24 protein-coding genes are annotated in these 25,111 nt (G+C 58.3%); 9 read left to right on the top strand and 15 right to left on the bottom strand.

The window, feature by feature from the left end; translation table 11 throughout:
* Positions 1–316 precede the first annotated feature (316 nt).
* Positions 317–1,642 (top strand): sigma-54 dependent transcriptional regulator, encoded by a 1,326-nt coding sequence (locus RHP74_RS15920; protein WP_010460554.1) that lies wholly within the window; start codon positions 317–319, stop codon positions 1,640–1,642.
* A 72-nt stretch (positions 1,643–1,714) separates the two neighbouring features.
* On the opposite strand, the gene RHP74_RS15915 is transcribed toward RHP74_RS15920, so the two are convergent.
* The 9 genes from RHP74_RS15915 to RHP74_RS15875 all read right to left on the bottom strand — a co-directional run bounded on the left by RHP74_RS15915 (position 1,715) and on the right by RHP74_RS15875 (position 10,360).
* Positions 1,715–2,995: a hypothetical protein gene (locus RHP74_RS15915; RefSeq protein WP_311095792.1), complete on the bottom strand. Its 1,281-nt coding sequence runs from the start codon at positions 2,993–2,995 to the stop codon at positions 1,715–1,717.
* Positions 2,996–3,041: 46 nt separating this feature from the next.
* Entirely contained in the window at positions 3,042–3,794 is a 753-nt protein-coding gene (locus tag RHP74_RS15910; protein ID WP_311095791.1) for a hypothetical protein, read from the bottom strand.
* A gap of 33 nt (positions 3,795–3,827) precedes the next feature.
* The gene (locus RHP74_RS15905; protein WP_145307686.1) at positions 3,828–4,508 is read right to left on the bottom strand and encodes a C39 family peptidase; all 681 of its coding nucleotides are present in this window, start codon (positions 4,506–4,508) and stop codon (positions 3,828–3,830) included.
* A 62-nt stretch (positions 4,509–4,570) separates the two neighbouring features.
* Complete coding sequence (locus tag RHP74_RS15900; RefSeq protein ID WP_145307683.1) at positions 4,571–6,001, bottom strand: heme utilization protein; 1,431 nt, start codon at positions 5,999–6,001, stop codon at positions 4,571–4,573.
* 53 nt (positions 6,002–6,054) lie between these two features.
* Positions 6,055–6,627, bottom strand: a complete 573-nt coding sequence (locus RHP74_RS15895; protein WP_172791054.1) for an adhesin — start codon at positions 6,625–6,627, stop codon at positions 6,055–6,057.
* Position 6,628: 1 nt separating this feature from the next.
* On the bottom strand, positions 6,629–7,066 hold the full coding sequence (locus RHP74_RS15890) for a hypothetical protein (protein ID WP_145307871.1): 438 nt from the start codon (positions 7,064–7,066) through the stop codon (positions 6,629–6,631).
* A gap of 331 nt (positions 7,067–7,397) precedes the next feature.
* Entirely contained in the window at positions 7,398–7,922 is a 525-nt protein-coding gene (locus RHP74_RS15885; protein ID WP_010460539.1) for an AAA family ATPase, read from the bottom strand.
* Positions 7,919–8,482 (bottom strand): nicotinamide riboside transporter PnuC, encoded by a 564-nt coding sequence (gene pnuC, locus RHP74_RS15880; protein WP_282411105.1) that lies wholly within the window; start codon positions 8,480–8,482, stop codon positions 7,919–7,921. Before pnuC ends, RHP74_RS15885 begins: the two co-directional genes overlap by 4 nt.
* Positions 8,483–8,725: 243 nt before the next feature.
* The gene (locus RHP74_RS15875; RefSeq protein ID WP_282411106.1) at positions 8,726–10,360 is read right to left on the bottom strand and encodes a methyl-accepting chemotaxis protein; all 1,635 of its coding nucleotides are present in this window, start codon (positions 10,358–10,360) and stop codon (positions 8,726–8,728) included.
* A gap of 289 nt (positions 10,361–10,649) precedes the next feature.
* Here RHP74_RS15875 and RHP74_RS15870 point away from each other — a divergent pair, with 289 nt between their 5' ends.
* Together RHP74_RS15870 and RHP74_RS15865 are read left to right on the top strand one after the other, a co-directional pair.
* Positions 10,650–11,480: an undecaprenyl-diphosphate phosphatase gene (locus RHP74_RS15870; RefSeq protein WP_042932039.1), complete on the top strand. Its 831-nt coding sequence runs from the start codon at positions 10,650–10,652 to the stop codon at positions 11,478–11,480.
* Positions 11,477–11,908 carry a DUF1294 domain-containing protein gene (locus RHP74_RS15865; protein ID WP_077747804.1) on the top strand — a complete coding sequence of 144 codons (432 nt, stop codon included), beginning with the start codon at positions 11,477–11,479 and terminating at the stop codon, positions 11,906–11,908. The genes RHP74_RS15870 and RHP74_RS15865 overlap by 4 nt, the downstream gene beginning before the upstream one ends.
* Here RHP74_RS15865 and RHP74_RS15860 read toward each other — a convergent pair.
* Together RHP74_RS15860 and RHP74_RS15855 are read right to left on the bottom strand one after the other, a co-directional pair.
* Positions 11,905–12,264, bottom strand: a complete 360-nt coding sequence (locus RHP74_RS15860) for an MmcQ/YjbR family DNA-binding protein (RefSeq protein ID WP_083376688.1) — start codon at positions 12,262–12,264, stop codon at positions 11,905–11,907. The genes RHP74_RS15865 and RHP74_RS15860 overlap by 4 nt on opposite strands.
* Positions 12,261–13,169, bottom strand: coding sequence for a LysR substrate-binding domain-containing protein (locus RHP74_RS15855; protein ID WP_010460527.1), 909 nt, complete (start codon positions 13,167–13,169; stop codon positions 12,261–12,263). Before RHP74_RS15855 ends, RHP74_RS15860 begins: the two co-directional genes overlap by 4 nt.
* A 130-nt stretch (positions 13,170–13,299) precedes the next feature.
* Between RHP74_RS15855 and RHP74_RS15850 the strand changes: the two genes are divergently transcribed.
* Both RHP74_RS15850 and RHP74_RS15845 read left to right on the top strand, forming a co-directional pair.
* Positions 13,300–13,911: an FMN-dependent NADH-azoreductase gene (locus tag RHP74_RS15850; RefSeq protein ID WP_077747806.1), complete on the top strand. Its 612-nt coding sequence runs from the start codon at positions 13,300–13,302 to the stop codon at positions 13,909–13,911.
* Between the two features lie 168 nt (positions 13,912–14,079).
* Entirely contained in the window at positions 14,080–15,117 is a 1,038-nt protein-coding gene (locus tag RHP74_RS15845; protein WP_010460523.1) for a dienelactone hydrolase, read from the top strand.
* A 22-nt stretch (positions 15,118–15,139) separates the two neighbouring features.
* Here the strand turns inward: RHP74_RS15845 and RHP74_RS15840 are convergent, their stop codons facing one another.
* Positions 15,140–16,327 carry an MFS transporter gene (locus tag RHP74_RS15840; RefSeq protein ID WP_083376690.1) on the bottom strand — a complete coding sequence of 396 codons (1,188 nt, stop codon included), beginning with the start codon at positions 16,325–16,327 and terminating at the stop codon, positions 15,140–15,142.
* Positions 16,328–16,514: 187 nt separating this feature from the next.
* Positions 16,515–18,104 carry an ABC-F family ATPase gene (locus RHP74_RS15835; protein ID WP_010460520.1) on the bottom strand — a complete coding sequence of 530 codons (1,590 nt, stop codon included), beginning with the start codon at positions 18,102–18,104 and terminating at the stop codon, positions 16,515–16,517.
* A 495-nt stretch (positions 18,105–18,599) separates the two neighbouring features.
* On the opposite strand from RHP74_RS15835, the gene lpxO reads away from it, so the two are divergent.
* Positions 18,600–19,499, top strand: a complete 900-nt coding sequence (gene lpxO / locus RHP74_RS15830; RefSeq protein WP_010460518.1) for a lipid A hydroxylase LpxO — start codon at positions 18,600–18,602, stop codon at positions 19,497–19,499.
* Positions 19,500–19,619: 120 nt separating this feature from the next.
* Here lpxO and RHP74_RS15825 read toward each other — a convergent pair whose 3' ends face one another.
* Positions 19,620–20,480, bottom strand: a complete 861-nt coding sequence (locus RHP74_RS15825; RefSeq protein ID WP_311095790.1) for a Ku protein — start codon at positions 20,478–20,480, stop codon at positions 19,620–19,622.
* Between the two features lie 193 nt (positions 20,481–20,673).
* Here RHP74_RS15825 and RHP74_RS15820 point away from each other — a divergent pair, with 193 nt between their 5' ends.
* Both RHP74_RS15820 and RHP74_RS15815 read left to right on the top strand, forming a co-directional pair.
* Positions 20,674–21,021, top strand: a complete 348-nt coding sequence (locus RHP74_RS15820; RefSeq protein ID WP_200666160.1) for a hypothetical protein — start codon at positions 20,674–20,676, stop codon at positions 21,019–21,021.
* A 51-nt stretch (positions 21,022–21,072) separates the two neighbouring features.
* Positions 21,073–22,224: a PQQ-dependent sugar dehydrogenase gene (locus tag RHP74_RS15815; protein ID WP_311095789.1), complete on the top strand. Its 1,152-nt coding sequence runs from the start codon at positions 21,073–21,075 to the stop codon at positions 22,222–22,224.
* A 118-nt stretch (positions 22,225–22,342) separates the two neighbouring features.
* Here the strand turns inward: RHP74_RS15815 and rimI are convergent, their stop codons facing one another.
* Positions 22,343–23,440 (bottom strand): ribosomal protein S18-alanine N-acetyltransferase, encoded by a 1,098-nt coding sequence (rimI, locus tag RHP74_RS15810; RefSeq protein ID WP_311095788.1) that lies wholly within the window; start codon positions 23,438–23,440, stop codon positions 22,343–22,345.
* A 92-nt stretch (positions 23,441–23,532) separates the two neighbouring features.
* On the opposite strand from rimI, the gene RHP74_RS15805 reads away from it, so the two are divergent.
* Positions 23,533–25,107 carry a RimK family protein gene (locus RHP74_RS15805; RefSeq protein WP_145307664.1) on the top strand — a complete coding sequence of 525 codons (1,575 nt, stop codon included), beginning with the start codon at positions 23,533–23,535 and terminating at the stop codon, positions 25,105–25,107.
* The last annotated feature ends 4 nt before the right edge of the window (positions 25,108–25,111 follow it).

The raw sequence follows: 25,111 nt of genomic DNA, 5'->3' as shown, positions 1-25,111 counted from the left end.
AAGTGACAGGCCGTCGGTTGGGCTTACCGTTCGGCTGGTTACTTGTACTGATGCCCTCAACCGGGGGGCAGGTCACACTCAATCAAAAGAAATTTCAACTTTCTTTCATATACTCAATGGCAGAGCGGTTTTTGAAAGCTGAATGAAAGGTTGAACTCGTTAGGTAACTAACAAACTCATTCTTATAACTAATAATGCGGTGTTCCTATAGTCAAACGGTACAAGGGTGCGTCAAATTCTTGCTAATGTTACAGCCAGATCCGCCAAACGACTGTTTTTAATAATATTTCCTAAAGTTTGGCGTCAAGGAACAGTCATGATCGAAACGCCTGCGTTACGACGTCTGTTAGTAGTGGATCCCTGCGACGACTGCTATCGTCTGCTGCCGGGTCTTCGCTCTGTGGGCTGGGATGTTGACAGCTGTTCCCTGGAGAACGCCGCCGACCGGACGTGCGACGTCGGCCTCCTGCGATTACAACCTTTTCATCTGGAACGCCCGGAAGCGGTCAAAGAACTGATCAGCCGCAGCGGTACCGAGTGGATCGCCGTGCTCAACCAGGAAGTCCTGCGCCTGCAAAATGTCGGAGATTTCGTTTGCGAATGGTTTTTTGACTTCCATACCTTGCCGTTTGACGTGTCCCGGGTGCAAGTCACGCTGGGCCGCGCGTTCGGCATGGCGCGCCTGCGCGGGCAGGGCACGATTCATATTGATCAGCCTGAGCACGAGCTGCTTGGCGACAGCAAACCGATTCGCGAGCTGCGCAAATTACTGAGCAAGCTGGCGCCTACGGAGTCTCCGGTATTGATTCGTGGTGAAAGCGGAACCGGTAAAGAATTGGTCGCCCGCACGCTCCATCGACAATCCCAGCGTCACAACAAGCCGTTTGTGGCGATCAATTGCGGGGCCATTCCCGAACACTTGATTCAGTCGGAGCTGTTTGGTCATGAGAAGGGCGCCTTTACCGGCGCCCATCAACGCAAGGTCGGTCGGATCGAAGCGGCGAATGGCGGCACATTGTTTCTCGACGAGATCGGTGACCTGCCACTGGAGTTGCAAGCCAATCTGCTGCGCTTTCTGCAGGAGAAACATATCGAGCATGTCGGCGGCAGCCAGCCGATTCCGGTGGATGTGCGGGTGTTGGCGGCGACTCATGTCGACCTTGAGGCGGCCGTCGAGAAAAAAACCTTCCGTGAGGATTTGTACTACCGCCTTAACGTATTGCAGGTCGTCACCGCGCCGCTGCGTGAGCGTCATGGCGACTTATCCATGCTGGCCAACCACTTTTCCCACTTCTACAGCCATGAAACCGGCCGCCGCCCCCGCAGCTTCAGCGACGACGCCTTGATTGCCATGGGCAAGCACGACTGGCCGGGCAATGTTCGCGAGCTGGCCAACCGGGTACGTCGCGGGTTGGTACTGGCCGAAGGCCGGCAGATCGAAGCGCGAGACCTTGGGCTGATCAGCCAGCACGTCATTCCTGCGCCGATGGGCACGCTGGAAGACTACAAGACCCGCGCTGAACGCCAGGCCTTGTGCGATGTACTCAACCGCCACAGCGATAACTTGAGCATTGCCGCCAAAGTGCTGGGGATCTCCAGGCCGACCTTTTACCGTTTGTTGCACAAGCATCAGATCCGTTAGACGCAGATTTAATGTTCCACACACAAAAGCCCCGCTGGGATTGAAGTCGCAGCGGGGCTTTGTTGTGGTGGATCAGAAGTAGTACGGGAATTTCAGGCTGAAGGAAAAGTCTGGCGAGTCGTCGGTCAGGCCGATGGCCAGGTTGGGTACGATCGTCAGGTTATCGGAGGCGGCCAGGGTCATGCCGATGTTGAAGTTGGCCGAGTTGTAGTCGCTGTTGGAAATCGACTGCCAATCACCACCGTCCGGCCTGATCTTGCTCTTGCGGGCGAACTGATCGGTGAACGAGAACGACATACTCATCTTCTCGTTCAAGGCGAAGGCAATGCCGGCGCCGATCTGCCAGGAATCGCCCAGTTTCACGTCCCCTTTTACCTTGGAGCCGACCTGAGGGCTGATGTCGCTGAAAGAGTCCTGAACGTTGTAGGTGTAGGACAGGCTGCCGAACAGCACGGCAGGGTCGAAGGTCTTGACCAGCGAGATACCCGGGGTGATCGCCCAGACACCATTGCCGGTCGGCAAATCCTCGGGGACCGAGAGGTTATCGTTGGTAGGGTCGCTGACCAGCTTGATACCGTAGGGGTCCTTGCCGGTCGGGGCCTTGACGCGCAGTGTAGCGACCGCATCGGGCAGGCTGACCGACTCATCCAGAAACTTGTAGGCAACGCCAACGTTCACATCGCCGATGGTCGGGTCGCGAGTCACGGTGGCGTCAGACGTCACCGGACCAGCGCCACCAGCGCCGCCGGAGGAATACGTTGATTCGCGGTAAACCACGGGGACGTTAATGTCGAACTGCCAACGTTGTGCCACGTTGTAGCGGGCAGTCAGGTCCAGGGTCCAGTTGTCGGCCTTGATGCGGTCGAGGTTGATGTTGCCGAGGAAAATCGAGTCCAGGGCCAGGAAGCCGTTGAGCGTCAAGGCGCGGGTATCGTAGTGCGTGTAGGTCAGGCCGGTTTCGACGCTGAACTTGCCGCCACCGAAGAAGCCGCTGGCTTCGTCATACAGGTTGGAAACGCTTTGCGCAGGTTCCGAATCGCCCTTGAGCGATTGGCCATAGGAGCTGCCGGTGGTGCCCGGCGCACCAGCGGCGACCGCCTGGTTACCCCGGGAGGGTTCGGCGGGGGATTTGGTCAGGCGCTTGGGAACTGGTGGCTGCGGTGTTTCTTCGACTTGGCGAACGCGTTGCTCAAGTACCATCAACGCGTTCTGCTGAGCTTCGTAACGCTGTTTCAACTCCATGAGTTCTTGTTTCAGGATTTCGACCTGGGGGTCCGGTGCTGCGTATAGCATTGTGGCCGGGGCCAGGCTACTCAAACATACCAAAGCTCTGAACGTAAAAGATCGTTGCATGTGTTAGCCGTCCCTTCTGACTACATCTGATGAGACTGAGCGTAGATCAGAATCCGATAGTGCGAAGACCTTTGAGCTGGTCCAGATTGCCGCTCACCGATCCGGCTGACGGCACGTTGTCACGCAGCACGACATTGAAGGACGTAAGGTTGCGGACCTGGTTGCTACTGCCGAGCAATGTCGTGTTCTGCATCAGGCCACCCTGGGCCAGGCGTTGTACGGTATTGCCCTGGTTGTTGTTGGCCACGATGTTGAATTGCACACCCGTACCGGTCGAGGTAACACTCATTGAGCCCGCGCCATTGTTGCCGACCAATGTCGTGCCTGCGGCCAGTGCCTGGCCCTGCTGTTGCGTTGCTGGCGCTTGGTTTGCCTTGGTGACGTTGATATCAACGTTGTTGTAGGCCGTATTGTTGTCGCCGGCAGCCCGCACGACTTGAGTGACGCCTTCGGTGGTATTGAGGCCGTTGCCGCCGGTGACGGTGCCGGTGCCCGTACTGGCGCCTTGAGAACGGGTTGATCCATTCCCTTTTTCGTCGATCATCGACACATAGAACTGTGGCTTGATGGTCGATTGTTGAATTTGCATAGAGGAAGTCGCGCCGATCACTTCGCCGTTGGCATTTTGCCAGGTGCTGGTCATCGAAATGCCGAAACTGATAATCCGTCCTGGCATGACGTAGCGGCCTCGCAGAGTCGCCAGTTCCTGATCCTTCAGTTCAATGGGTTTGAACGTCTGTGCCTGGGTCGGCAGGCTGGCAGCCAGGCAGACCACGGCCAGCCAGATTGGAGTCTTCATGGGATGCTCCCGGAGCGTCGTGCTCCCTTGTTATTAGAAGAAGTCGCTTTGGATAAATCCAAAATCCATCAACTCTGCGTCCTGCACTGGGCTAAAGGCGTTGACGCGGTTCCTGGCGGTCAGCGGCATGGGCGGGTCGAGCAACGCATTGGTTTTGTCGTAACCCTGGCCGATGACGGCAAAGATGATGCCGTTCCAGCCTTTGATGAAGTCGTCGACTTTGTAGCGTTTATGACCGAGCACCGGATCTCCGATGTAGACCCAGCCCTGATGGACTCTTTGCATGACCACAAAGTGTTTGTAGCCACGGATATCCATGAGGACCACTACCGGGATTCTGATATCACTCAACGTTTCCGGTGCTACCCGATAGCCACGGGCTCGCATGCCGATGCTTTCCACGTAACGCTTCATGTCGAGCATGGAGAAGCCCTGGACACGGACAAGATCTTGATCGGAGTGTGCCAGCATGCCTTCGATGATCTGTTCTTCATTCACGTCCAGCCAATAGGCTTGGCGCAAGATGGTCGCCAGCGCCGCAGCGCCGCAACTGAAGTCGGTTTTCTGTTGTACCAGGTCGGCAAATTTGCGCTCGCGAACGCTCTGGATTGGCTTGTACACCAACGCGCCGCCCGGCAGGATGGAGAGCGGCATTTGTGCGGCCTCGATCACGGTGGCCACGCAAAGCAAAATTGCCAAGGCGATTATGCGCATGGTGGGACGCCCCCTGATGGTGTTGAAAGAGGCCCCCGTAAGGGGGCCTCCAGAGACAGCATTTAGAACGATTGGTTGGAAATGGCCAACGAGTTGCTTTGTTGGTTGCCCACACCAGCCGCCACGTTGACGCCCAGGTTGCCACTGCCGCCATTCACCGAACCGCTCAGGGTTGCAGTGTTGGTCACAGGGTTGGCCCAGCCAGTTGGAGTCAGCACTTGATAAGAGTAGGTGTTGCTCAAATCATACGAGCTGCTTTCACTGTAGGCTTTCGCTTTTGCGTACTCAGACTCGGACGATTTGCTGCCCGATTTTTCGTACGAGGAGTCAGACGACTTCGAGTACGACTTGTCATACGATTTTTCGAACGACGAATCGCGCGATCTGTCGTACGAGGAGTCGCGCGATCTGTCGTACGAAGAGTCGTGCGATCTGTCATACGATTTGTCTATCGATGCATCAAGCGTCGCGTCGAGCGATGCGTTAAGCGATGCGTCGGAAGACGAGCTGCGGGTGCGGTCGCCGAAGCCAAAATTGACGGTAGTGGAGTTGGAAGCCGCCGAAGTAGCGTCCAGCGTAGCGTTCAAGGAAGCACTCAAAGAAGCGCTCGAAGAACCGCTGGCATTGCTGCTGTTGGAACCGCTGGCATTGCTGCTGTTGGAACCGCTGGCATTACTGCTGTGAGAACCGCTTATATCAACGCTTTTTGACCCGCTGGCGTCATAGCTTTTGGAACCGGCTTTGTTCCAGCTGGAAGAAGCGCTTTGACTGCCGCTTGCCTCAAACGACTTATCTTTGGAGAAACTGCCGCTCGCCGTATTGGTAACGGTGATCGTATCAACGCGGTAGGTCCGATCAGCGTTGTTGTTCACGATCAGGCCGGGACCGTTTTGAACGGCGGACGCGGTGGCGGTTGCATTACCCAGTGGAGCATTGGCGTTGGCAATTGCCATGGTATTTTTCTGCTGGTTCAGATCGCCGCCAGCAATGTTGATACCCATGTTGCCGCTGCTACCGCCGCCGGATCCGCTCATCACGGCAGAGTTGGTGGAGCCAAAGTTGTCGACGCGGTTATTGTTGCTGACTTGCCTCACGTCAGCGGTGGCAGTGGCCGTGCCGAACACAAAGCTGTTATCGATCGCGGCGTTGTCGGAGGCTGCGTTGGCGATGGCGGCGGCGTTGTCTTGCTGGTTGCCGTTACCTGCCGCCACGTTGACGCCGACGTTGCCGCTTGCGCCTGCGGCCGAACTGCTCATCTCGGCCGAGTTTTCTGTCCCTTCATTCCAGATGCTATTGCCGGTACTGTTCTGCCGGTCCGTCGCATTGGCAGTCGCATTGATTGGGACCATTCTTGCAGGAGGGGTTTGTTGTTGGCCACCGTTGTGATGACCATGATGGTTGCCACGCCGATCATTTTGCCCAGCTTGTACAGCAACAGCCATGACCGCAGCAATTGCGAAAACCAGAGGCTTTAGTGCCATCGAAGGTTTCATGGTGATTCTCCGTACTTTATTTTAGGTTAAGTGTTGTTTCTTACCTTTTCGGGTCAATCCACGACCCTTACGCTCAGGGTATTGGCCATTCGGTTTCCCACCCCGGCGCTCTGATTCAACTGGATCACCCCACGGCTACCGGTGAATGCCTGGTCACTGGTAGTGACCTGGCGATGGCCTGGTGCAGAGTCAGTTGGATCGGAGTTGTTGAGCAGCGCCACGTTCTGTTGCATGAGGACGCTGTCGTCGATGCTTTGCGGCTGTTTACTAATGCTTATCCGCAGTGCGTTGGCTTGCTGGTTACTGGCGCCCGCGCTCTGGTTGACACCCAGTACGCCGTTGCCGTGACTGAAGGAGTCACCCTGGATGTTGGACTGGGCATCAATTCTGGGGTCGACAACGGTGCGCAAACGCTGGCGAATCTGCGTGGTCGCACTGGCATTGGTACCAATAGCGATGGCCCGGGCGTTGACCTGTTGCTGAAGATCGCCCGCCGCCTGGTTGACCGTGAGGTTGCCTTGGTACTGCATACCCGAGCCGTCGATGTCGGCGTTATTGATGACGGGAGGTTGGGCAAAGGTCGATGCACTGCAAAACATGGCGATCATCAGCAGCGAACGATTCATCTTAACGGTCTCCCGTTATGATTTTCAGAGCACCCAGGCCTTGCTGGATGTTGGAATTGACCATGTTGGCAATGCCATTGCCTGAATTTCCCGAACGTCCGGCAGGGAGGTTGGACAGTTGGGTTTGGTTGCTGATGTTGCCGCCCAGGTTGTTAGTGTTTTGAGTGACCAGGCGGTTGATGCCTGCACCACTGGCGACGTTGGCAAAATCGCCGTCGCTCAACTCGTTCGTTTGCTGGAGAATTTGTCTGGACGGGTTGGCATTGACGGTCGTGGGGTTAGGGTCGGGGACGAGCGGCGGGATGGTTGCGTTGCGGGTCTGCACATCACGTTTGATAGTAATGATGCCATTGTCAGCCTGCACGGGCAGGATGACTGTTGAGCCCAGCGCGCATCCGATCAACAGCAAGCTAAAGATGCTTCTATCAAATTTCCCCACGGCGGCAATTCCTTCTGTAAATGGAACGCTGGCCCTTATCAGCGTTGCGAGGTAGAGAGCAGAAGGTGTGCCGCTTTCGGTTATTCGTTTAAAAACAAGTGGTTGAATTAAATTGTCGGGGTGGTCAAAAAAATTGTGTAACGCCACTGAGACAGAGCTACGCAAAAACGACATCCATGCGGGCGGCGGTGCACGCTGGGGGCGTTGAACGCAGGTTGTATCAGTGGCTTAACATTTTCTTGCAGGAACGCTCGGGCCGCTTTAGTTCGCGGGTTTGCGTGGGATTGGGTGTTTCAGGAATGGACAGTTGCAGCGGGGCGGGGCAGTCCGGTCAGGCCTTGAGCAAACGTGTCACAGCCTCGAATGCGGCGTCCTTGCGCTGTTGCCAGTCACCTTGCAGCACCTGACAAGGTTGGCGGTGCAGATCAAGCCATGCACGGCTGGCCTGAAAAAACGCCTGGCGTTCTGCCAGTTGCGGCTGGCACCGCTGCCCGTCGTCATGCCAGGCCACAGTTTCAGGGCTCAGCAGCAAATGCAGGTCATAGTGCCGGGCCAGCAATGCTTGCTCGATCCATGCCGGGCAATCGCTAAACAACGTGCGACTCCAAAGGATATTGCTTAAGAGGTGCGTATCGAGGATCAGCAGTGACGGTTGCCGGGCTCGCGCTTCGTCCTCCCACGAAAGCTGGCCATGAGCTATCGATGTAATGTCATCGTAGCGGGTTTCACGGGCTTCGCTGTCGATAAAGTGTCGAACGTACTCATTGACTAATATGCCGCCAAAATTGGCGTGAATCTCGCCCGAAAGCCAGCTTTTACCGCTGGATTCAGGGCCCGCGAGCACCAGCACTTTCATGCGCGCAGAGCCGGGTCGGCGCGCCATTCACGCCAACCTTGAACGGCCAGCAGCAGGAACAGTGCATAGAGGGCGGCGGTCAAGTACATGTCCTTATAAATGAACAGCCCGACGAAAATCACATCGACGGCGATCCACAACGGCCAGCACTGCACGCGTTTTTGCGCCATCCATAACTGCGCCACAAGGCTGAAACCGGTCAGCGCAGCATCAAGCCAGGGCTGCGCGGCATCTGTCCAGTGCGCCATGGCGGCGCCTAGCAGCAGACTGCCGATGGCACCGGCCGCAAGGCCCGCAGCGATCGATTTGCTCTCAAGCCGACTGACCTGCCGGCCGCTATTGGCTTCGCCCGCGCGGGTCCATTGCCACCAGCCGTAGAGCTGCAGCGCGGCGTAGATCACTTGCAGGAGCATGTCCGAATACAGCTTCACTTCAAAAAAGATCCAGCTATAAAGCAGCACCATGACCAGGCCGATCGGCCAGCACCAGGGGTTCTGTTTGACCGTCAACCAGACGGCGATCACGCCGAGGGTGGCGGCAAACAGTTCAAGGCCGGACATGGGGGTTCCTTGGTGAAAACGAAAGAGGGGGCGGATTGTACCCAGAGAGAAGGCCAATGCGTTAGCAACCCGAAACTGGCGTCTAACGCACACTTGTGGCGAGGGAGATTGCTCCCGCTCGGCTGCGAAGCAGTCGCAAAGGCGCTATCGCGGTTTACCTGAAAAAACGGGATTGCCTATTTCAGGGCCGCTTCGCGGCCCAGCGGGAGCAAGCTCCCTCGCCACAGGGTTCTGAGTCTGCTTTTACACGCGGAACTGTTTGAGCAGGCTGTTCACCTGCTCGCTCAAGTCCTTGAGCCGAACGCTGGCCACACTCGATTGCTCGGCCGCCAGCGCGGTGCTGTGGGACAAGCCTGCCGCCTGGGTGACGTTCTGATTGATGTCTTCCACCACATGGGCTTGCTGCAGGGTCGCACTGGCGATTGATGCGTTCAGCCCGTTGAGGTTGCGCAGCGCCTGGCCGATGGCATTGAGGCTGGCGCCGGCCAGACCGGCCTGTTCGATGGTCAGTTGCGAGGCTCGACTGCTGTCGCCGATCACTTTCACCGCCGCTTCGGAGTGAGTCTGCAGGCGCTCGATCATCGACTGGATCTCCGCCGTGGACTTCTGGGTACGCTGGGCCAACAGGCGCACTTCATCGGCCACCACCGCAAAGCCACGGCCTTGCTCACCGGCGCGGGCAGCCTCGATGGCGGCGTTGAGTGCCAGCAGGTTGGTTTGCTCGGCGATGGAGCGGATCACCTCCAGGACACTGCCAATCTGGGTGCTTTCAGCGGCCAGGGTGCGAATCACTTCCACGGCTTGATCGATGGTGCCGGACAGTTTGTCGATCTGCTGCAAGCTGCCATCAATGTTGATTTGCCCCTGCTGCGCCTGGGATTCGGCATCGCGCATTTCGCTGGCCGCATGCTCGGCATTCTTGGCCACGTCCTGCACACCGTAAGTCACTTCGTTGATCGCAGTCGCCACCAGCTCCATCTGCTGGGACTGTTGCTGACTGCGTTCCTGGGCCTGGGCGGCGTCATTGCCCAGTTCGCTGGACGACTGGCCCAGGGCGCTGGCGGACACTTGCAGCTCGCTGATCACCCCTCGCAGTTTGGCAGTGAAGGCATTGAAGTGCCGGGCCAGTTGCGTGACTTCATCCTGGCCATGGGTGTCGAGGCTGCGGGTCAGGTCGCTTTCGCCGCTGGCGATGTTGGCCATGGCGTTCACCGTGTCCTGAAGCGGTCGCACGATGCTGCGAGCGATCATGATCACCAGCAACGCCATGATCAGCGCAATCACCAGGCCGACGAACGAAGCCTTCCAGACCTGGCCGTAGAACTCGGCCTGCATGTCATCGATGTACACGCCCGAACCGATCACCCAGCCCCAAGGTTCGAACAATTTGACGTAGGAGGTTTTCCCGACCGGGTCGCTGGCGCCCGGCTTAGGCCAGCGGTAGTTGACCGTACCGGCGCCTTTGGCCTTGGCGACGGCCACCATTTCGTTGAACAGCGCAAAACCGTCCGGGTCGCGGATCGCCGAGAGGTTTTGCCCATCGAGTTTGGGGTTGGCCGGGTGCATCACCATCACCGGCGTCAGGTCGTTGATCCAGAAATAGTCGTTCTGGTCATAACGCAGCCCGCGCACGGCGGTCAGTGCCTGCTTCTGCGCGGCATCGCGGGTGAGCGTGCCGGCGGTTTCCAGGCCGTGGTAGTAAGTCAGAATGCCGCTGGCGGTCTGCACCACGTGCTGGGTTTTCTGGGCTTTTGCCTGGTATAGATCGGTATGGATCTGCTTGAGCATCAACACGCCCAACGTCAACAACATCAATACCGACACGATCAAGATGAGCCACAAGCGTCGGCTGATCGACACACTGCGCAAGCTGTTCATAACGCTGTCACTCCGATTTCTTTTTCTTGTAATAAACGATTGCCAGCATCCAACCACGCTTTGCCGGTCGGGCCTATACGACCCAAGTCTCATTACGCGGCAGCGTTATCGGGGCTTGTCTGATAGGATTTCGGCCCCGCGCGGAAAAACCTGAATCCAAGTTGATTTTTCACGGAGTTTTTACGGCTCCGTCTGGATCCTTTGCGCGCGGGACTTCAGCTACGCTTGGCGCGGTGAACGCTTAAAAAACTAATGGGGCATGCCTTGTCGCATCGCCTTTGGGGGATTGATGGAACTTTGGACCGCCTTGCAGGCATTGATTTTAGGGGTTGTAGAAGGGCTGACGGAATTTTTGCCCATTTCCAGTACCGGTCACCAAATCATAGTCGCGGACTTGCTCAACTTCGGTGGCGAACGCGCGATGGCTTTCAACATCATTATCCAGCTCGGGGCGATCCTGGCGGTGGTGTGGGAATTTCGCCGAAAGATCTTCGACGTGGTCGTCGGTTTGCCGACACAACCAAACGCCCGGCGTTTTACCGCCAACCTGTTGATCGCTTTCCTGCCTGCGGTGGTATTGGGGGTGATTTTTGCCGATCTCATCCACGAATACCTGTTCAACCCGATCACCGTGGCCACGGCGTTGGTTGTGGGCGGGATCGTGATGTTGTGGGCGGAGCAGCGTCAGCATGAAGTGCATGCCCACACTGTCGACGAAATCACCTGGAAAGATGCCTTGAAAGTCGGTTTCGCCCAGTGCCTGGCCATGATTCCCGGGACCTCGCGTTCCGGCTCGACCATCATCGGCGGCTTGCTGTTCGGGTTGTCGCGCAAGACGGCCACCGAGTTCTCGTTCTTTCTGGCGATGCCAACCATGGTCGGTGCGGCGGTGTATTCGGGCTACAAATACCGCGACCTGTTCGTACCGGCTGATCTTCCGGTGTTTGCGATCGGCTTCGTCACGGCGTTCATCTTCGCGATGATTGCCGTCAGAGGCTTGCTGGTGTTCATCGGCAGCCACAGCTACGCGGCATTTGCCTGGTATCGCATTGCGTTCGGCCTGTTCATCCTGGCCACCTGGCAATTCGGCTGGGTCGATTGGGCCGCCGCACGCCCATGAATGACTCCAGCGCGCGCAACAATCCCGGACGCAGGTCCGGGGGCGAGCGGGTCCAGCACCCTCGGCTGAAATTGCTGGTGTTGGCGATCCTGTGCGCGCTGCCGCTGACAGGCTCGATGTCGTTGTGGCTGCATGGGGTGTCGCTGATTCCGCTGGCGGCTTACGGCATCGTCAGCGTGCTGGCGTTCTTCCTGTACTGGAGCGACAAGCGCAAGGCTCGCGCCGACAGCTGGCGGACACCGGAGAACGTGTTGCACGCGGTGGAGCTGGCGGGCGGATGGCCGGGTGCCTTGCTGGCCCAGCAAGTGTTTCGGCACAAGACTCGCAAGGTCTCGTTCCAGCTGGTGTTCTGGCTCATTGTGCTGATGCATCAGGTGTTCTGGATCGACCAGCTGTTCCTCGGCGCTCACCTGTTTGCACTGCTTTAAAGCAACAGGCTGACCTGGGTGCGCTTGGGCAGCTTGCTCACCACCAGTTGATGGGAACGTTGCAACAACGCCTGAAGTTCCTCGGATCCCAGCGGGTAGGGCGTTTGCATGATGATCCACTGGGCCCGCGCCAGGTACGGCGCCGGGTGAATGCCCGGGCGGTCGCAATGCCCGAGGAACAGATCCTTGTCGACCTTGAACGCCAGGGAATCGCCGCGCAGGTTCTGCAAGGCGAACATCTTGTTCCCGGCAATCGAAAACACCCGAACGCCTCCCCACTTGTAGTCTTCCCGCGCACCGGGCAGCGCGAGACAGAATTGCGCGACGTCCTCTTCGCTCATGCGTCCAGCCTTCATATCAATCGGTCCCCACAGGCATTGAATGATTCGATCAAATGGTCGATCCAGGCCCGCACGGCCGGCATCACCCCGCGCCGATGAGGGTAGACCGCTTGCAGCCAGCCGCCAGGCAATGACCAGTCGGGCAGCAACTGCACCAGCGAACCATTTTCCAGCTCCTGTTCGCAATACATCATCGGCAGCATGGTGAACCCCTGGCCGGCGAGCGTGCAGGCCTTGCGCACGATGAAATCGTCAATGCCCAATCGCGCTTCCAGGCTCAAATCGTAGCTTTTTCCCTGCTGATCGAGCATGCGAATGTGCACCAGGCGGTCGGCTTCCAGCGCACCAAGCACCGGCAAGGATTTCAGGTCTTCGGGGTGGTTGATCTCACGTCCGTGCAGGAAGGCCGGGCTGGCGACCATCGCCATCTGTGCCTGGCGCAAGCGACGGGTCACCAGCAACGGATCTTCATCGCCCAACTCACGGACCCGCAGCGCGACATCGACGCCTTCGGTGACCAAGTCGACCCGGCGATTGAGCAACATGACTTCCAGTTGCACCTGAGGGTGTTTTTCGAGGAAGCGGCTGATCACCGTCGGCAGCATTTCGTGGGCCAGCCCGACGGGGCAGGACACCCGCAAGCGTCCGCGAGGTTCGCTGGACATACTCGCCACGGCTTCATCGGCCATCTCGGCTTCCAGCAGCATCGCCTGACAGTGCCGCAGGTAACGTTCGCCCACCGCCGTCAGCTTGAGTTGCCGGGTGGTACGTTGCAGCAGGCGCGCGCCGAGGCGTTCTTCCAGCTCGGCAATGCGTCGCGACAATCGGGATTTGGGAATCCCCAGCAAACGCCCGGCTGCGGCGAAGCCACCGGCTTCGACCACTTTGGCGAAATAGTAAAGGTCGTTGAGGTCTTGCATGATTGGAAATCCGATTGTTCTATCAGTGGGACGAACTATCGCATTGTTGCGGACTAATCAGCTATTGGTTTCATCTGTAGGATCCTTCCCATCAGATCGCCCGGTGGCGATCCTCACCTGGAGATCCCTTATGAAACTGCTGCATATCGATTCGAGCATTCTTGGTGACAACTCGGCTTCCCGTCTGCTGAGCAGCGAAGTCGTCAAAGCCTGGCAAGCCGCCGAGCCAACCGCGGTGGTGACCTACCGCGACCTGGCCGCCGATGCCATCAGCCATTTCTCCGCCACCACCCTGGTTGCCGCCGGCACCACCGCTGAACTGCGCAACGCCGCGCAACAGCACGAAGCCGAACTCAGCGCCACCACCCTGGCCGAATTCCTCGCGGCCGACGCCGTTGTCATCGCAGCGCCGATGTACAACTTCACCATCCCGACCCAACTCAAGGCCTGGATCGACCGCATTGCCGTTGCCGGCCAGACCTTCCGCTACACCGAAGCGGGCCCTGAAGGCCTGTGCGGTGGCAAGAAAGTCGTGATCGTCTCGACGTCCGGCGGTCTGCATGCCGGTCAGGCGACTGGCGTTGCGCACGAAGAGTACTTGAAGGTGCTGTTCGGCTTCATCGGCATCACCGACATTGAGTTTGTTCGTGCCCATGGCCTGGCCTACGGTGACGAAGTGCGCACCAAAGCCATGAGCGATGCCCACACGCAAATCAGCGAGCAATTGTTCGCCGCCGCGTAAGGCTTGCGTAAAGCGCTCAAACAGCTCAGGCACCATCCAAAAAACTCTGTATTCTGATCACGCAAGTGCCAGATGCAGAGTTTTTTGTTTCTGGTCATTACAGGTTGTGGCCCGGGTTATGCAGTCGAGGGTTACCGACTCCGGTCCAGTAACAAGGTGGGGCATCCCATGGTGCGTCTTTGTGCAACGTTTCTGATTTGCCTGCTCAGCAGCCTGAATTCAGTGCACGCCGCGCCTGCGCCGCACCCTCACTGGAGCGTCGGCTTCCATGAGATGAGCTTTCTCGATCCTCTGGACTTGCAGCCGATGCGCGCCATCGCGTTCTATCCCTCGAGCGACCGGGAACACACCAGCAAAATCGAGGGTTACACGGTCGAGGCAGGGGAAGACACCCGCGTCGCCATGGGCCGTTTCCCGATGCTGATGCTGTCCCACGGCAACACCGGTACCCCGCTGGCGCTGCACGACCTCGCCACCTCGCTGGCACGCAAAGGGTTTGTGGTGGTGGCGGTGATCCATCCCGGTGACAACTCCAAAGACCACAGCCGCCTCGGTACGTTGAGTAACCTTTACGGCCGGCCCATCCAGATTTCCGAAGCCATTACCGCGACCCTGGGCGACCGTATGCTCGCGCCTTTCGTCAATGCCGATCAGGTCGGCGTGATCGGTTACTCGGCGGGCGGCGAAACGGCGCTGATCCTCTCCGGCGCCACGCCTGACCTGGATCGTCTGCGCCGCTACTGCCAGGAACGCCCGGACGACCACGATGCCTGTAACACCCAGGGCGAGCTGATTGTCGACCGGGATGATTTGCAGCCTGTGGCGGATCCACGTGTCCATGCCTTGCTGCTGATGGCGCCGCTGAGTCTGAAATTCGGCCGCCACACCTTGGCTGACGTACATGTGCCAGTGCTGCTCTACAGCGGTGATGGCGACAAACTGGTGGCGTTCGACAAAAATGCCGCCGCCCTGGCGCGCAAACTGCCGATTGCACCAGACTTCAAATTGCTGGCCGGGGCAGGGCACTTCGTGTTCATGGCGCCGTGCAATGAAGAGCAGATCGCCGCCATGCCGGCGCTGTGCACCGATGCCGATGGCGTCGACCGCGAGGACATCCATCGCAACATGGTGTCCGAAGCCGGGCGGTTCTTCTCGCACGCGTTGGGCAAGCCTACCCGGGCCGGGATGCAGACTGCGGATCAGTAATTTCCGCGCCAGCCCTGCGGTGTCAGCTGATTGCGCGACGCTTCAGCAATAAGGTCAAGCCGAGCCCGGTGACAGACAACATCGCCGCACTGAAGAAAATCCACGAATACCCAAGATTCAACGCCACCGCGCCCATCAACGGCCCGGCAATCGCCAGTGCCAGGTCGAAAAACACCGCATAAGCACTCAAACCCGCGCCGCGACTGGAGTTGGGCACTTGCTTGATTGCTTCCACCCCCAGCGCCGGGTACACCAGCGAAAGACCGAACCCGGCCAGGCCCGCGCCGATCAGCGCATAAGCGGTCGAAGGCGCTAGCCACAGCAGTACCAGGCCCACCGTTTCAATGCTCATGCACACAATCGCCGAGGTGAAACCGCCGAAGCGGCTGATCGCGGAGATAAACAGCAAGCGCGACAAAATAAAGCAGATCCCGAAGACCGTCAGGCACCAGGCCGCGCCGGTCCAGCCACGGCTGACGTAATACAAGGTGATAAAGGTCGTCAGGGTGCCGTAACCGATGGAGGCCAGGCTCAGGCTGGCACCGAAGGGCGCAATGCGCCCGAACACCGCCCAGAAGGGCAGGCGTTCGCCACGAATCACCGGCACCGAGGGTTTATTGCGGATCAGCAACAAGGCGGCCAAGGCCAGCAATGACAACGCGATCCCCAGGCTGGCGAAGCCGTACTCGGCGACCATCACCACGCCCAGCGGCGCCCCGATCGCAATGGCGCCGTAAGACGCAATGCCGTTCCACGAAATCGAGCGCGCGGTGTGCTCCGCGCCGACCTGGCCCATGCACCAGCTGATCGTGCCCACACCAATCAAGCCCTGGGCGATGCCGAGCAACAAACGTCCGGCGATCAGGATCAACAGGCTCAGCAGTGGAAAGCTTTGCAGCAAGGTTGAAATCAACGTCAGCACACCGCTCAGCACAATCCCGGACAGGCCGTAGACAATCGCCCGTTTGGTGCCAATGGTGTCTGACATGCGCCCGGCCATCGGGCGGCTGAGCAGGGTGGCCAGGTATTGAGAGCCAATGGTCAGTCCCGCGACGATCGCGCTGAAACCCAACTGCTCATGGACATAGCCCGGCAACACCGCAATCGGCAGGCCGATGCAGAGGAAGGCAATAAAGGTATAGAAAACGATGGAGACGATCTGCAGGGTGATCGCCATGGAGCTTTGCGGTGGCAGTTGCTGCACAGACATGACGGCTCGTTCGCGGTCGGCGGTGGGAGAACTGCATCATGGCTTGGGTGGGATATAAAAGGAAGCAGGCTAACTATATTCGTTGTGGTTGAGGGCACCCAAATCCATTCAGCCTCGAATGCAAAAAGCCCCGTCACCAGGACAGGGCTTTTACTTGCCGCTTGCAGCTTGAAACTAATAGCTGCTCTTAAAACACAACGCCCTGGCTACGCAGGTAGTCATCATAAGTACCGCTGAAGTCGATCACGCCGCTTGGGCTTAGCTCGATGATGCGGGTGGCCAGCGACGATACGAACTCACGGTCGTGGCTGACGAAGATCAGCGTGCCCGGGTAGTTTTCCAGCGCCAGGTTCAGCGCTTCGATCGATTCCATGTCCAAGTGGTTGGTCGGTTCGTCCATGATCAGCACGTTCGGCTTTTGCAGGATCAGCTTGCCGAACAGCATGCGACCTTGCTCACCACCGGAGATAACCTTGACCGACTTGAGGATTTCGTCGTTGGAGAACAACATGCGGCCGAGGGTGCCGCGAACGATTTGCTCGCCGCCCTGGGTCCACTGGCCCATCCAGTCGAACAGGTTGCAGTCGTCTTCGAAGTCGTGCGCGTGGTCCTGGGCGTAGTAGCCCAGTTCTGCGGCGTCGGTCCACTTCACGGTGCCGGCATCCGGGGTCAGTTCGTTGACCAGGGTGCGCAGCAGGGTGGTTTTACCGATACCGTTCGGGCCGATGATCGCGACGCGTTCGCCCGCTTCAACCTGGAAGCTGAAGTCCTTGAACAGCGGCTTGCCGTCGAAGCCTTTGGCCATGCGCTCGACAATGACAGCCTGACGGTGCAGTTTCTTGGTTTGTTCGAAACGGATGAACGGGCTCACACGGCTCGAAGGCTTGACTTCGGCCAACTGGATCTTGTCGATCGCCTTGGCGCGGGAAGTGGCCTGCTTGGCTTTCGAGGCGTTGGCCGAGAAGCGGCTGACGAACGATTGCAGCTCGGAAATCTGTGCCTTCTTCTTGGCGTTGTCCGACAGCAGTTGCTCGCGGGACTGGGTCGCCACGGTCATGTACTCGTCGTAGTTGCCCGGGAACAGGCGCAGCTCGCCGTAATCCAGGTCAGCCATGTGGGTGCACACGCTGTTCAGGAAGTGACGGTCGTGAGAGATGATGATCATCAGGCTGGAGCGCTGGGTCAGAATGTTTTCCAGCCAGCGGATGGTGTTGATGTCCAGGTGGTTGGTCGGTTCGTCGAGCAACAGTACTTCAGGATCGGAGAACAGCGCCTGAGCCAGCAATACGCGCAGTTTCCAGCCCGGGGACACTTCGCTCATCGGGCCGAAGTGCTGTTCGATGCCGATACCCAGGCCCAACAGCAATTCACCGGCACGGGATTCGGCGGTGTAGCCGTCCATTTCGGCGAACTCGGTTTCCAGCTCGGCCACGGCCATGCCGTCTTCTTCGGTCATTTCCGGCAGCGAGTAGATGCGGTCGCGCTCGGCTTTAACCTTCCACAGCTCTTCGTGACCCATGATCACGGTGTCGATGACGGTGAATTCTTCGTAGGCGAACTGGTCCTGGCGCAATTTACCCAGACGCACGTTCGGCTCAAGCATGACCTGGCCGCCGGACGGCTCGAGGTCGCCACCGAGGATTTTCATGAAGGTCGACTTGCCGCAACCGTTGGCGCCGATCAGGCCGTAGCGGTTGCCCGCGCCGAACTTGACCGAAACGTTTTCGAATAGCGGCTTGGCGCCGAACTGCATCGTGATGTTAGCTGTAGAGATCAAAGGTTTTTCCTGCGAAGCATTCAGAGTAGCTAGGGTTGCGGCAGTACCGATTCAGTACCCGTTTCCGTTTTTCAAACCACGGGAAATGCATCCCGGTCAGAAGCGGAAGGTCCATCTGGCAATAAGTGGACAGCAGCAGTTGGAGCGCTTGGCCCGAGTCGAAGTGCGCTGAGACGGGGTTCATTCCCGTCATCAACCAAGGGGGGCGCGTAATGTTTGGCGGCGATTGTACTGGTCTGGCTCTTTAAACGATAGGGCGTTGAGGCCGCACGGGCGCTTTGGTGGCACCAGCGGACAGATTTTCACATTTGAAGGTTAACTATTGGTTACAAAATGAGACTAAAATGCCACTTTTCAACAGGCGCCGACCGTCGGCAGAGGCTCAAGGACGCGCCACCGGGACCGCTGTTTCGTATTCAGACGCTGCACAAGACCCTTGGGCCGCTAGGTTGGCCGGGGACGCAGTTTGTTCACTTCTGACATGTGACGATTTCTGTGAAACTGATCATTGCCGCTATTTACGTTGTATCCATTGCCTACGTCCATCTGCGTGGGCGGGTGCGCCACAAGCTGGGCCGCCAACTGAGCGATCACTCGTCGTTTCTCGCGCCGATCAATTGTTTCCTTTATCTGTTCTCGAAAATCCCCAACAAGCCTTATCTCGACCCGGCCGATTTCCCGGACCTGAGTCCGTTGCAGGCGCACTGGGAAGAAATTCGCGCCGAAGGCCAGAACCTTCTCAGGGCCGGGGAAATCAAGCGCTCGAACCAATACGACGATGTCGGTTTCAACTCGTTCTTCAAGACCGGCTGGAAGCGTTTCTACCTGAAGTGGTACGGCGACAGCCATCCTTCGGCGATGAAACTCTGCCCGCGCACCACTGAGTTGGTGCAAAGCATCGGGTCGATCAAAGCCGCGATGTTCGCCGAGTTGCCACCGGGTTCCAAACTGGTCCGCCACCGCGATCCCTACGCCGGCTCGTACCGTTATCACCTGGGCCTGGAAACGCCGAACGATGCCGGTTGCTACATCAACGTCGATGGTGAGAACTACCACTGGCGCGACGGTGAAGCGGTGATGTTTGACGAGACCTTCATTCACTACGCCGAAAACACCACCCAGCAGAACCGCATCATTCTGTTCTGCGACGTCGAGCGGCCGATGAAGTATCGCTGGGCGGCGGCGTTCAATGGCTGGTTCAGCCGTAACGTGATGTCAGCGGCGGGCGCGCCGAATGATGCCGGGGACAAGACTGGGGGCATCAACCGGCTGTTTGCCAAAATCTACGCGATTCGGCTGCGGGGCAAGGCGCTGAAGAAGCGTAATCGCAAACTTTACTACCTTGAAAAGTGGGCGATTTTTGGTGGGTTGCTGGCGGTATTTGTGCTGATCTGAATGTTGTATGCCGGCTTGCAAACCCTTCGCGAGCAGGCTGGCTCCTACAGTTGACCTCGATCACTTGTAGGAGTGAGCCTGCTCGCGAAGGGGGCCTGACAGCCAACGCGAAAACAACAATCAGCCACGAGACGTCTTCGTGGCTTTTTTGTTCGCTGCAGGTTTAGCCGCCGGTTTGGCCTTGCCGGCAGTCTTGCCACCCAGACTACGTTTAAGCAATTCAGTCAAATCAATCACATCAGCTGTCTTGCGTTCCTCTTCACCCGTCGCCGTTTCCACATCCTCGATCTTGCCTTCGTTCGCCTTCTTCTCGACCAGCGCCATGATCTTGTCTTCAAAACTGTCGCGATAATCCTCGGGCTTCCAGTTGGCGCTCATGTCCTGCACCAGACGCTTGGCCATGTCGAGTTCGCCCTTGGCCAGTTCGGGCTTGGTCACCTCAGGCCCCAGCTCTAGCGTATCGAGGCTGCGCACTTCAGCGGGCCAACGCAGCATGACCAGCACCATGGCCGATTCCAGGGGCATCAGCGCCGCCAAGTGCTGTCGGGTATGCAGGACAACATGGGCGAGGGCGACTTTATTGGTTTTGCTGAGGGTTTCGCGCAACAGCGCATAGACCTTGCCGCCGCGTTTATCCGGCGCGAGGTAGTAGGGCGTGTCGATGTTTTGCAGGGGGATCTGTTCGGCGTCGACAAAAGAAAAGATGTCGATGGTCTGCGTGGACAACGGGTGCGCCGACTTGATTTCTTCCTCACTGAGGACCACGTACCGGCCCTTTTCGTACTGCACACCTTTGACGATGTGTTCCTTGGTGACTTCCTTGCCGGTGACCTTGTTGACGCGTTTGTAACCGACCGGCTCCATGCTACGGCTGTCGAGCCAGTCGAAATCCACCCCCTGCGAGGACGTCGCCGACACCAGCGCCACAGGGATATGCACCAGCCCGAAACTGATTGCGCCTTTCCAGATTGCCCGTGCCATGGTCGTCTACTCGCGAGTGATGTGTTCAGGTGACCCGCGGCGCGGCGCAAAAGTTTCAGCGGGCTGCGGCCCGGTCCTGCTGGACCGTCAACTGGTGTTACATCTTAAGAAAGAGGTTTTAGTTAACAAATCCGAACCCCGGGCGTAGCGTGCTATCGAAGATTCTATCCACGCTGACGCCCAGAGGCTTCCCATGAACAGATTCGTGCTCGCCTGCACCGTACTGGCATTCAGTGGCCTGATGAGTCAGCTGGCCCAGGCCTCGCCACCTTCGTTGATGCTGCTGGCCCAGAGCCCCACGGGCAATTCCAGCAACCCCTACAACAGCCCGATCCGCCGGGCCAATCCCAATAGCATGCAAGGCACACAACCCGCAGCCCCGGTCATTCGCGGGCCAAATACCGTCCCGGTGCCCCGTCCACCGACCCTTGATAACGGCGGCATCGGCAATCGCTATCCCCAGAACCATACCGCTCCCGCCAGCCCACCCAAATTCATTCCCAATCCGCCCCCTCGAGATGCAGGCACAAGCAACCGTTGAACGGCAGGACAGCGTTCTTGCCAGCTATTCGAACGACAAAAGGAATCGTGCATGTTGCGTAAAACCCTCTTGGCCACCTTCTGCGCCAGCATACTGATCACCGCCACGGCACCCGTTCTTGCGGCAACGCCCCAGGAGATGAAAAGCGAACAAGGCACCCTTGAGGTCTGGCAAGTTGCGAAGGGCCTGGAACATCCGTGGGCTCTGGCGTTCCTGCCCGATCGCAGGGGCATGCTGGTCACCGAACGGCCCGGCAACCTGCGAGTGGTGGATTACGATGGCAAGCTCTCGGCACCGATCAATGGGGTGCCAAAGGTCTGGGCCAAGGGGCAGGGCGGCTTGCTGGACGTGGTGCTGTCGCCCGACTTCAAGCAGGACCGGACGGTTTATCTGTCTTACGCCGAGGGCGGTGGTGCGGGCGACAAGGCCGGCACGGCGGTCGGGCGAGGCCAGTTGTCCGAGGACCTGAAAACCCTCAAGGACTTCAAAGTGATTTTCCGCCAGGAGCCGAAGCTGTCAGTCGGTAACCACTTCGGCTCACGATTGGTGTTTGATCGCGACGGCTACCTGTTCATCACCTTGGGCGAAAACAACGATCGGCCGACCGCTCAGGACCTCGACAAGCTGCAAGGCAAGGTCGTGCGAATCTACCCGGACGGCAAGGTGCCGGACGACAACCCCTTTGTCGGGCAGTCGGGCGTACGCCCGGAAATCTGGTCCTATGGCCAACGCAATCCGCAAGGCGCAGCGCTCAATCCATGGACTGGCGTGCTCTGGGAAAACGAGCATGGCCCCCGCGGCGGTGATGAAATCAACATCATCGAACGCGGCAAGAATTACGGCTGGCCGCTGGCGACCCACGGCATCAACTATTCCGGACAACCAATCCCGGAAGCCGAGGGCAAGTCCGCAGAAGGCGCCGTGGCGCCGCACCATGTCTGGGAAAAATCCCCCGGCCTCAGTGGCATGGCGTTCTACGACGCTGATCTCTTCAAGGCGTGGCAGCACAACGTGTTCATCGGTGCGCTGGTGAGCCAGGAGCTGATCCGCTTACAGGTTGATGGCGACAAAGTGGTTCACGAAGAGCGCTTGCTCGGCGAACTCAACAAGCGCATCCGCGATGTGCGACAGGGGCCGGACGGCTACTTGTATGTGCTGACCGATGAGGACGACGGCGGGCTGTACAAGGTAGGCCTGAAGTAACCCGATTCGACTTCTCTGGGGGTTTTGTGGCGAGGGAGCTTGCTCCCGTCCGACTGCGGAGCAGTCGCTTGAATGGGGCGCTTTGCACCCAGCGGGAGCAAGCTCCCTCGCCACAGGTCTATTTTCGGCAGTAGATAATCACCGCCGCCCGAAGCTTATCCCGGCCAAAACTGCACATCTTGTCGAACTCGCCGTGGCTGACCGGCAAATGCTGGCAGTCCATCGGTTGGCGATGTTGGCTGTGGTCCACATCCGGGTCGTGCAGGTAGACAAATTCGTCATCGCAATCGGTGACGATCACCCAATGCGGCGCCTTGGAGCGGGTCAGCCGATAGCTGCTGATCAGCACCAGTGGTTGTCCGCCATCGTCCAGTAGCCGAGGGAGGTTCAGCGGGCCGCCGATCACTCGCTCCACATCCGTCTCGAGTAGCTGCGTGGTGAACTCCTCGTGCACCAGACGCATTACGTCCTTTTTATGCTCATCGCGCACGCCATCGAGAAACAGCGGCCCTTCCATGCTCAGTTGCAGACGTACCCGAAATCCACGGCGCCATGCCGCCAGTGCCAGGCCTTGAGGGCTGCAGCCGCCATGGCCTGCGGTCATGAACACCGTCGTCGCCTCACGCCAGATTTGCAGCTCTTCGCGACGCTCCAGCCATCGATTGCCTTGCAGCGCTGCCATGGCCATTAACAGGCACGCCGGGCCGCAAGTGAAATCGGTGGTCTGCCGGTACCACGGGACCTGGATGTTGCGCGAATCGCAGTGCTCAAGAATGCGTTTTTCCAGGCGCAGCGCATCGGCATGGTCCTGATAATAATCATGGATCAGCGCGAAACGCCGGTAACCATTGCGCTCATACAAGGCAATCGCCGCGGGGTTGTCGATCCGCACTTCAAGCCGCAAGTAGGCGCAATCATGTTCAAGGGCGCAGGATTCGATGCGTTCGAGCAACTGCTTGCCCAGTCCGCTGCCGCGGGCCTCGGTCGCGATCGCAATCGAGTAAAGCCGCGCCAGCGAGGTGCCTCGGTGAAACAGCACCACCGCATAGCCGACCAATTGCTCGCCATGCTGGGCCACCAACAACTGCCCGTGCGCTCGAGTGATCATCCACAGAAAGCTGCGACTGTTGAGCCGGTCCGTGGTGAAACATTGCTGTTCGAGTTCCAGCAGCGCGGGTAAGTCTTCAACTACCGCCAAGCGAAAGACAGTGTTCATATGACCGCCGTAAAAGTTACGTAACGAAACGGGACTTTCGAAAAAGTTCGTGCTTAATAGGAAAGGTCTTGTTCTCCAACGGATCAATCACTATGTCAGCGGTACAAGGTCATTGGCGCGAAGTATCCGAGCAAACTTTGCCGGCAGCAACTTATTTAAATGACGCAGGCAGAACTTCAAGTCAGTTGATAATCATCGTCGAACGCAAGGAAGACTGGGCCTCGTATTTCCCCAGCGAGGACATTGTCAGCGCCCAGGAATACCTCGAACAGACGCGGGACAACGAACAGGGCAAACGGGTCCAGGTGATCAACCTGTGCCGCAGCTACAAGTATCTGGGACACGGCTATTACTGCTCGTTGCTGGCCGAAGCGCGGGGACACAAGGTCATTCCGTCGGTGCGCACCATCAGTGAGCTGACCAAGAAGTCGTTGTACGGCCTGGCCCTTGATGACCTGGATAAACCCCTGGAAAAAGCCCTCAGTAACCATCTTTACAGCGACACCGAAGGCTTTACCCTGACGTTGTACTTCGGCAAAACCAATATAGAGCCCTTGCAGGATCTGGCACGGCAGTTGTTTGAAGTGTTTCCCTGTCCGATATTGTTAGTTGAGTTTCGCCGAACGAATGGCTGGCACATCGAAGGTATAAAGTCCGGGGCGTTGCATAAGTTACGTGAAGACCAGGAAGATCAATTTGCCAACTCACTGGACAGTTTCAGTCGCAAGATCTGGCGTGTGCCACGCTCACGACGGCTGGCCCGTTATGACCTGGCCATCCTGCATGATCCGCAGGAAGCCTTGCCTCCTTCCAATGCGAAGGCGCTGGATAATTTCGTGCGCGTCGGTAAGACCTTGGGCATTGATGTCGAGCTGATCGAGCGCAAGGACTACGCACGCATTGCAGAATACGACGGCCTGCTGATTCGCGAGACCACCAGCGTTGACAACCACACCTATCGCTTTGCCAAAAAAGCCGAGAGCGAAGGGTTGGTGGTGATGGACGATCCGGCGTCGATCCTGCGCTGCACCAATAAGGTCTACCTGACCGACCTGCTCAAGAGCCATCAACTCGGCATGCCCGCCACCGAAATCCTTTATAAGGAACGACCGGAAGATTTCGAACGGGTCGGCGAGCGCCTGGGCTTTCCCTTGGTGCTGAAGATCCCCGACGGCTGTTTCTCCCGGGGCGTGATCAAGGTCGAAAGCCAGCAAGCCTTGCTCGAAGCGACCGCCGAACTGTTCGAACACTCGGTGCTGTTGCTGGCCCAGGAATTTTTCTACACCGAATACGATTGGCGTATCGGCGTGCTCAACCGCAAACCGATCTTCGCCTGCCAATACTTCATGTCCAAGGGCCATTGGCAAATCTACAACCACAAGGCCAAGGGCCAGGACATCAACGGCGAATGCCGCACCCTGGCGGTTCACGAAGCGCCGCGCGCCGTGGTGGACCTGGCCGTGAAAACCGCCAATCTGATCGGCGACGGCCTCTACGGCGTGGACCTCAAGCAGTCCGGCGACAAAGTGGTGGTGATCGAAGTCAACGATAACCCGAACATGGACGCCGGCATCGAAGATGCGTACTTGCAGGACGACTTGTATTCGCTGGTACTGGAAGAGTTCGTCCGTCGCCTGGAACTGAAACGTCGCGGCCAGGCCTGGTGATCGG

The organism is Pseudomonas sp. SG20052 (genome assembly GCF_031766055.1).
GTDB lineage: Bacteria > Pseudomonadota > Gammaproteobacteria > Pseudomonadales > Pseudomonadaceae > Aquipseudomonas > Aquipseudomonas mandelii.
Note: the sequence above shows the minus strand (reverse complement) of the source record. Positions and strands in the feature narration are given on the sequence as shown.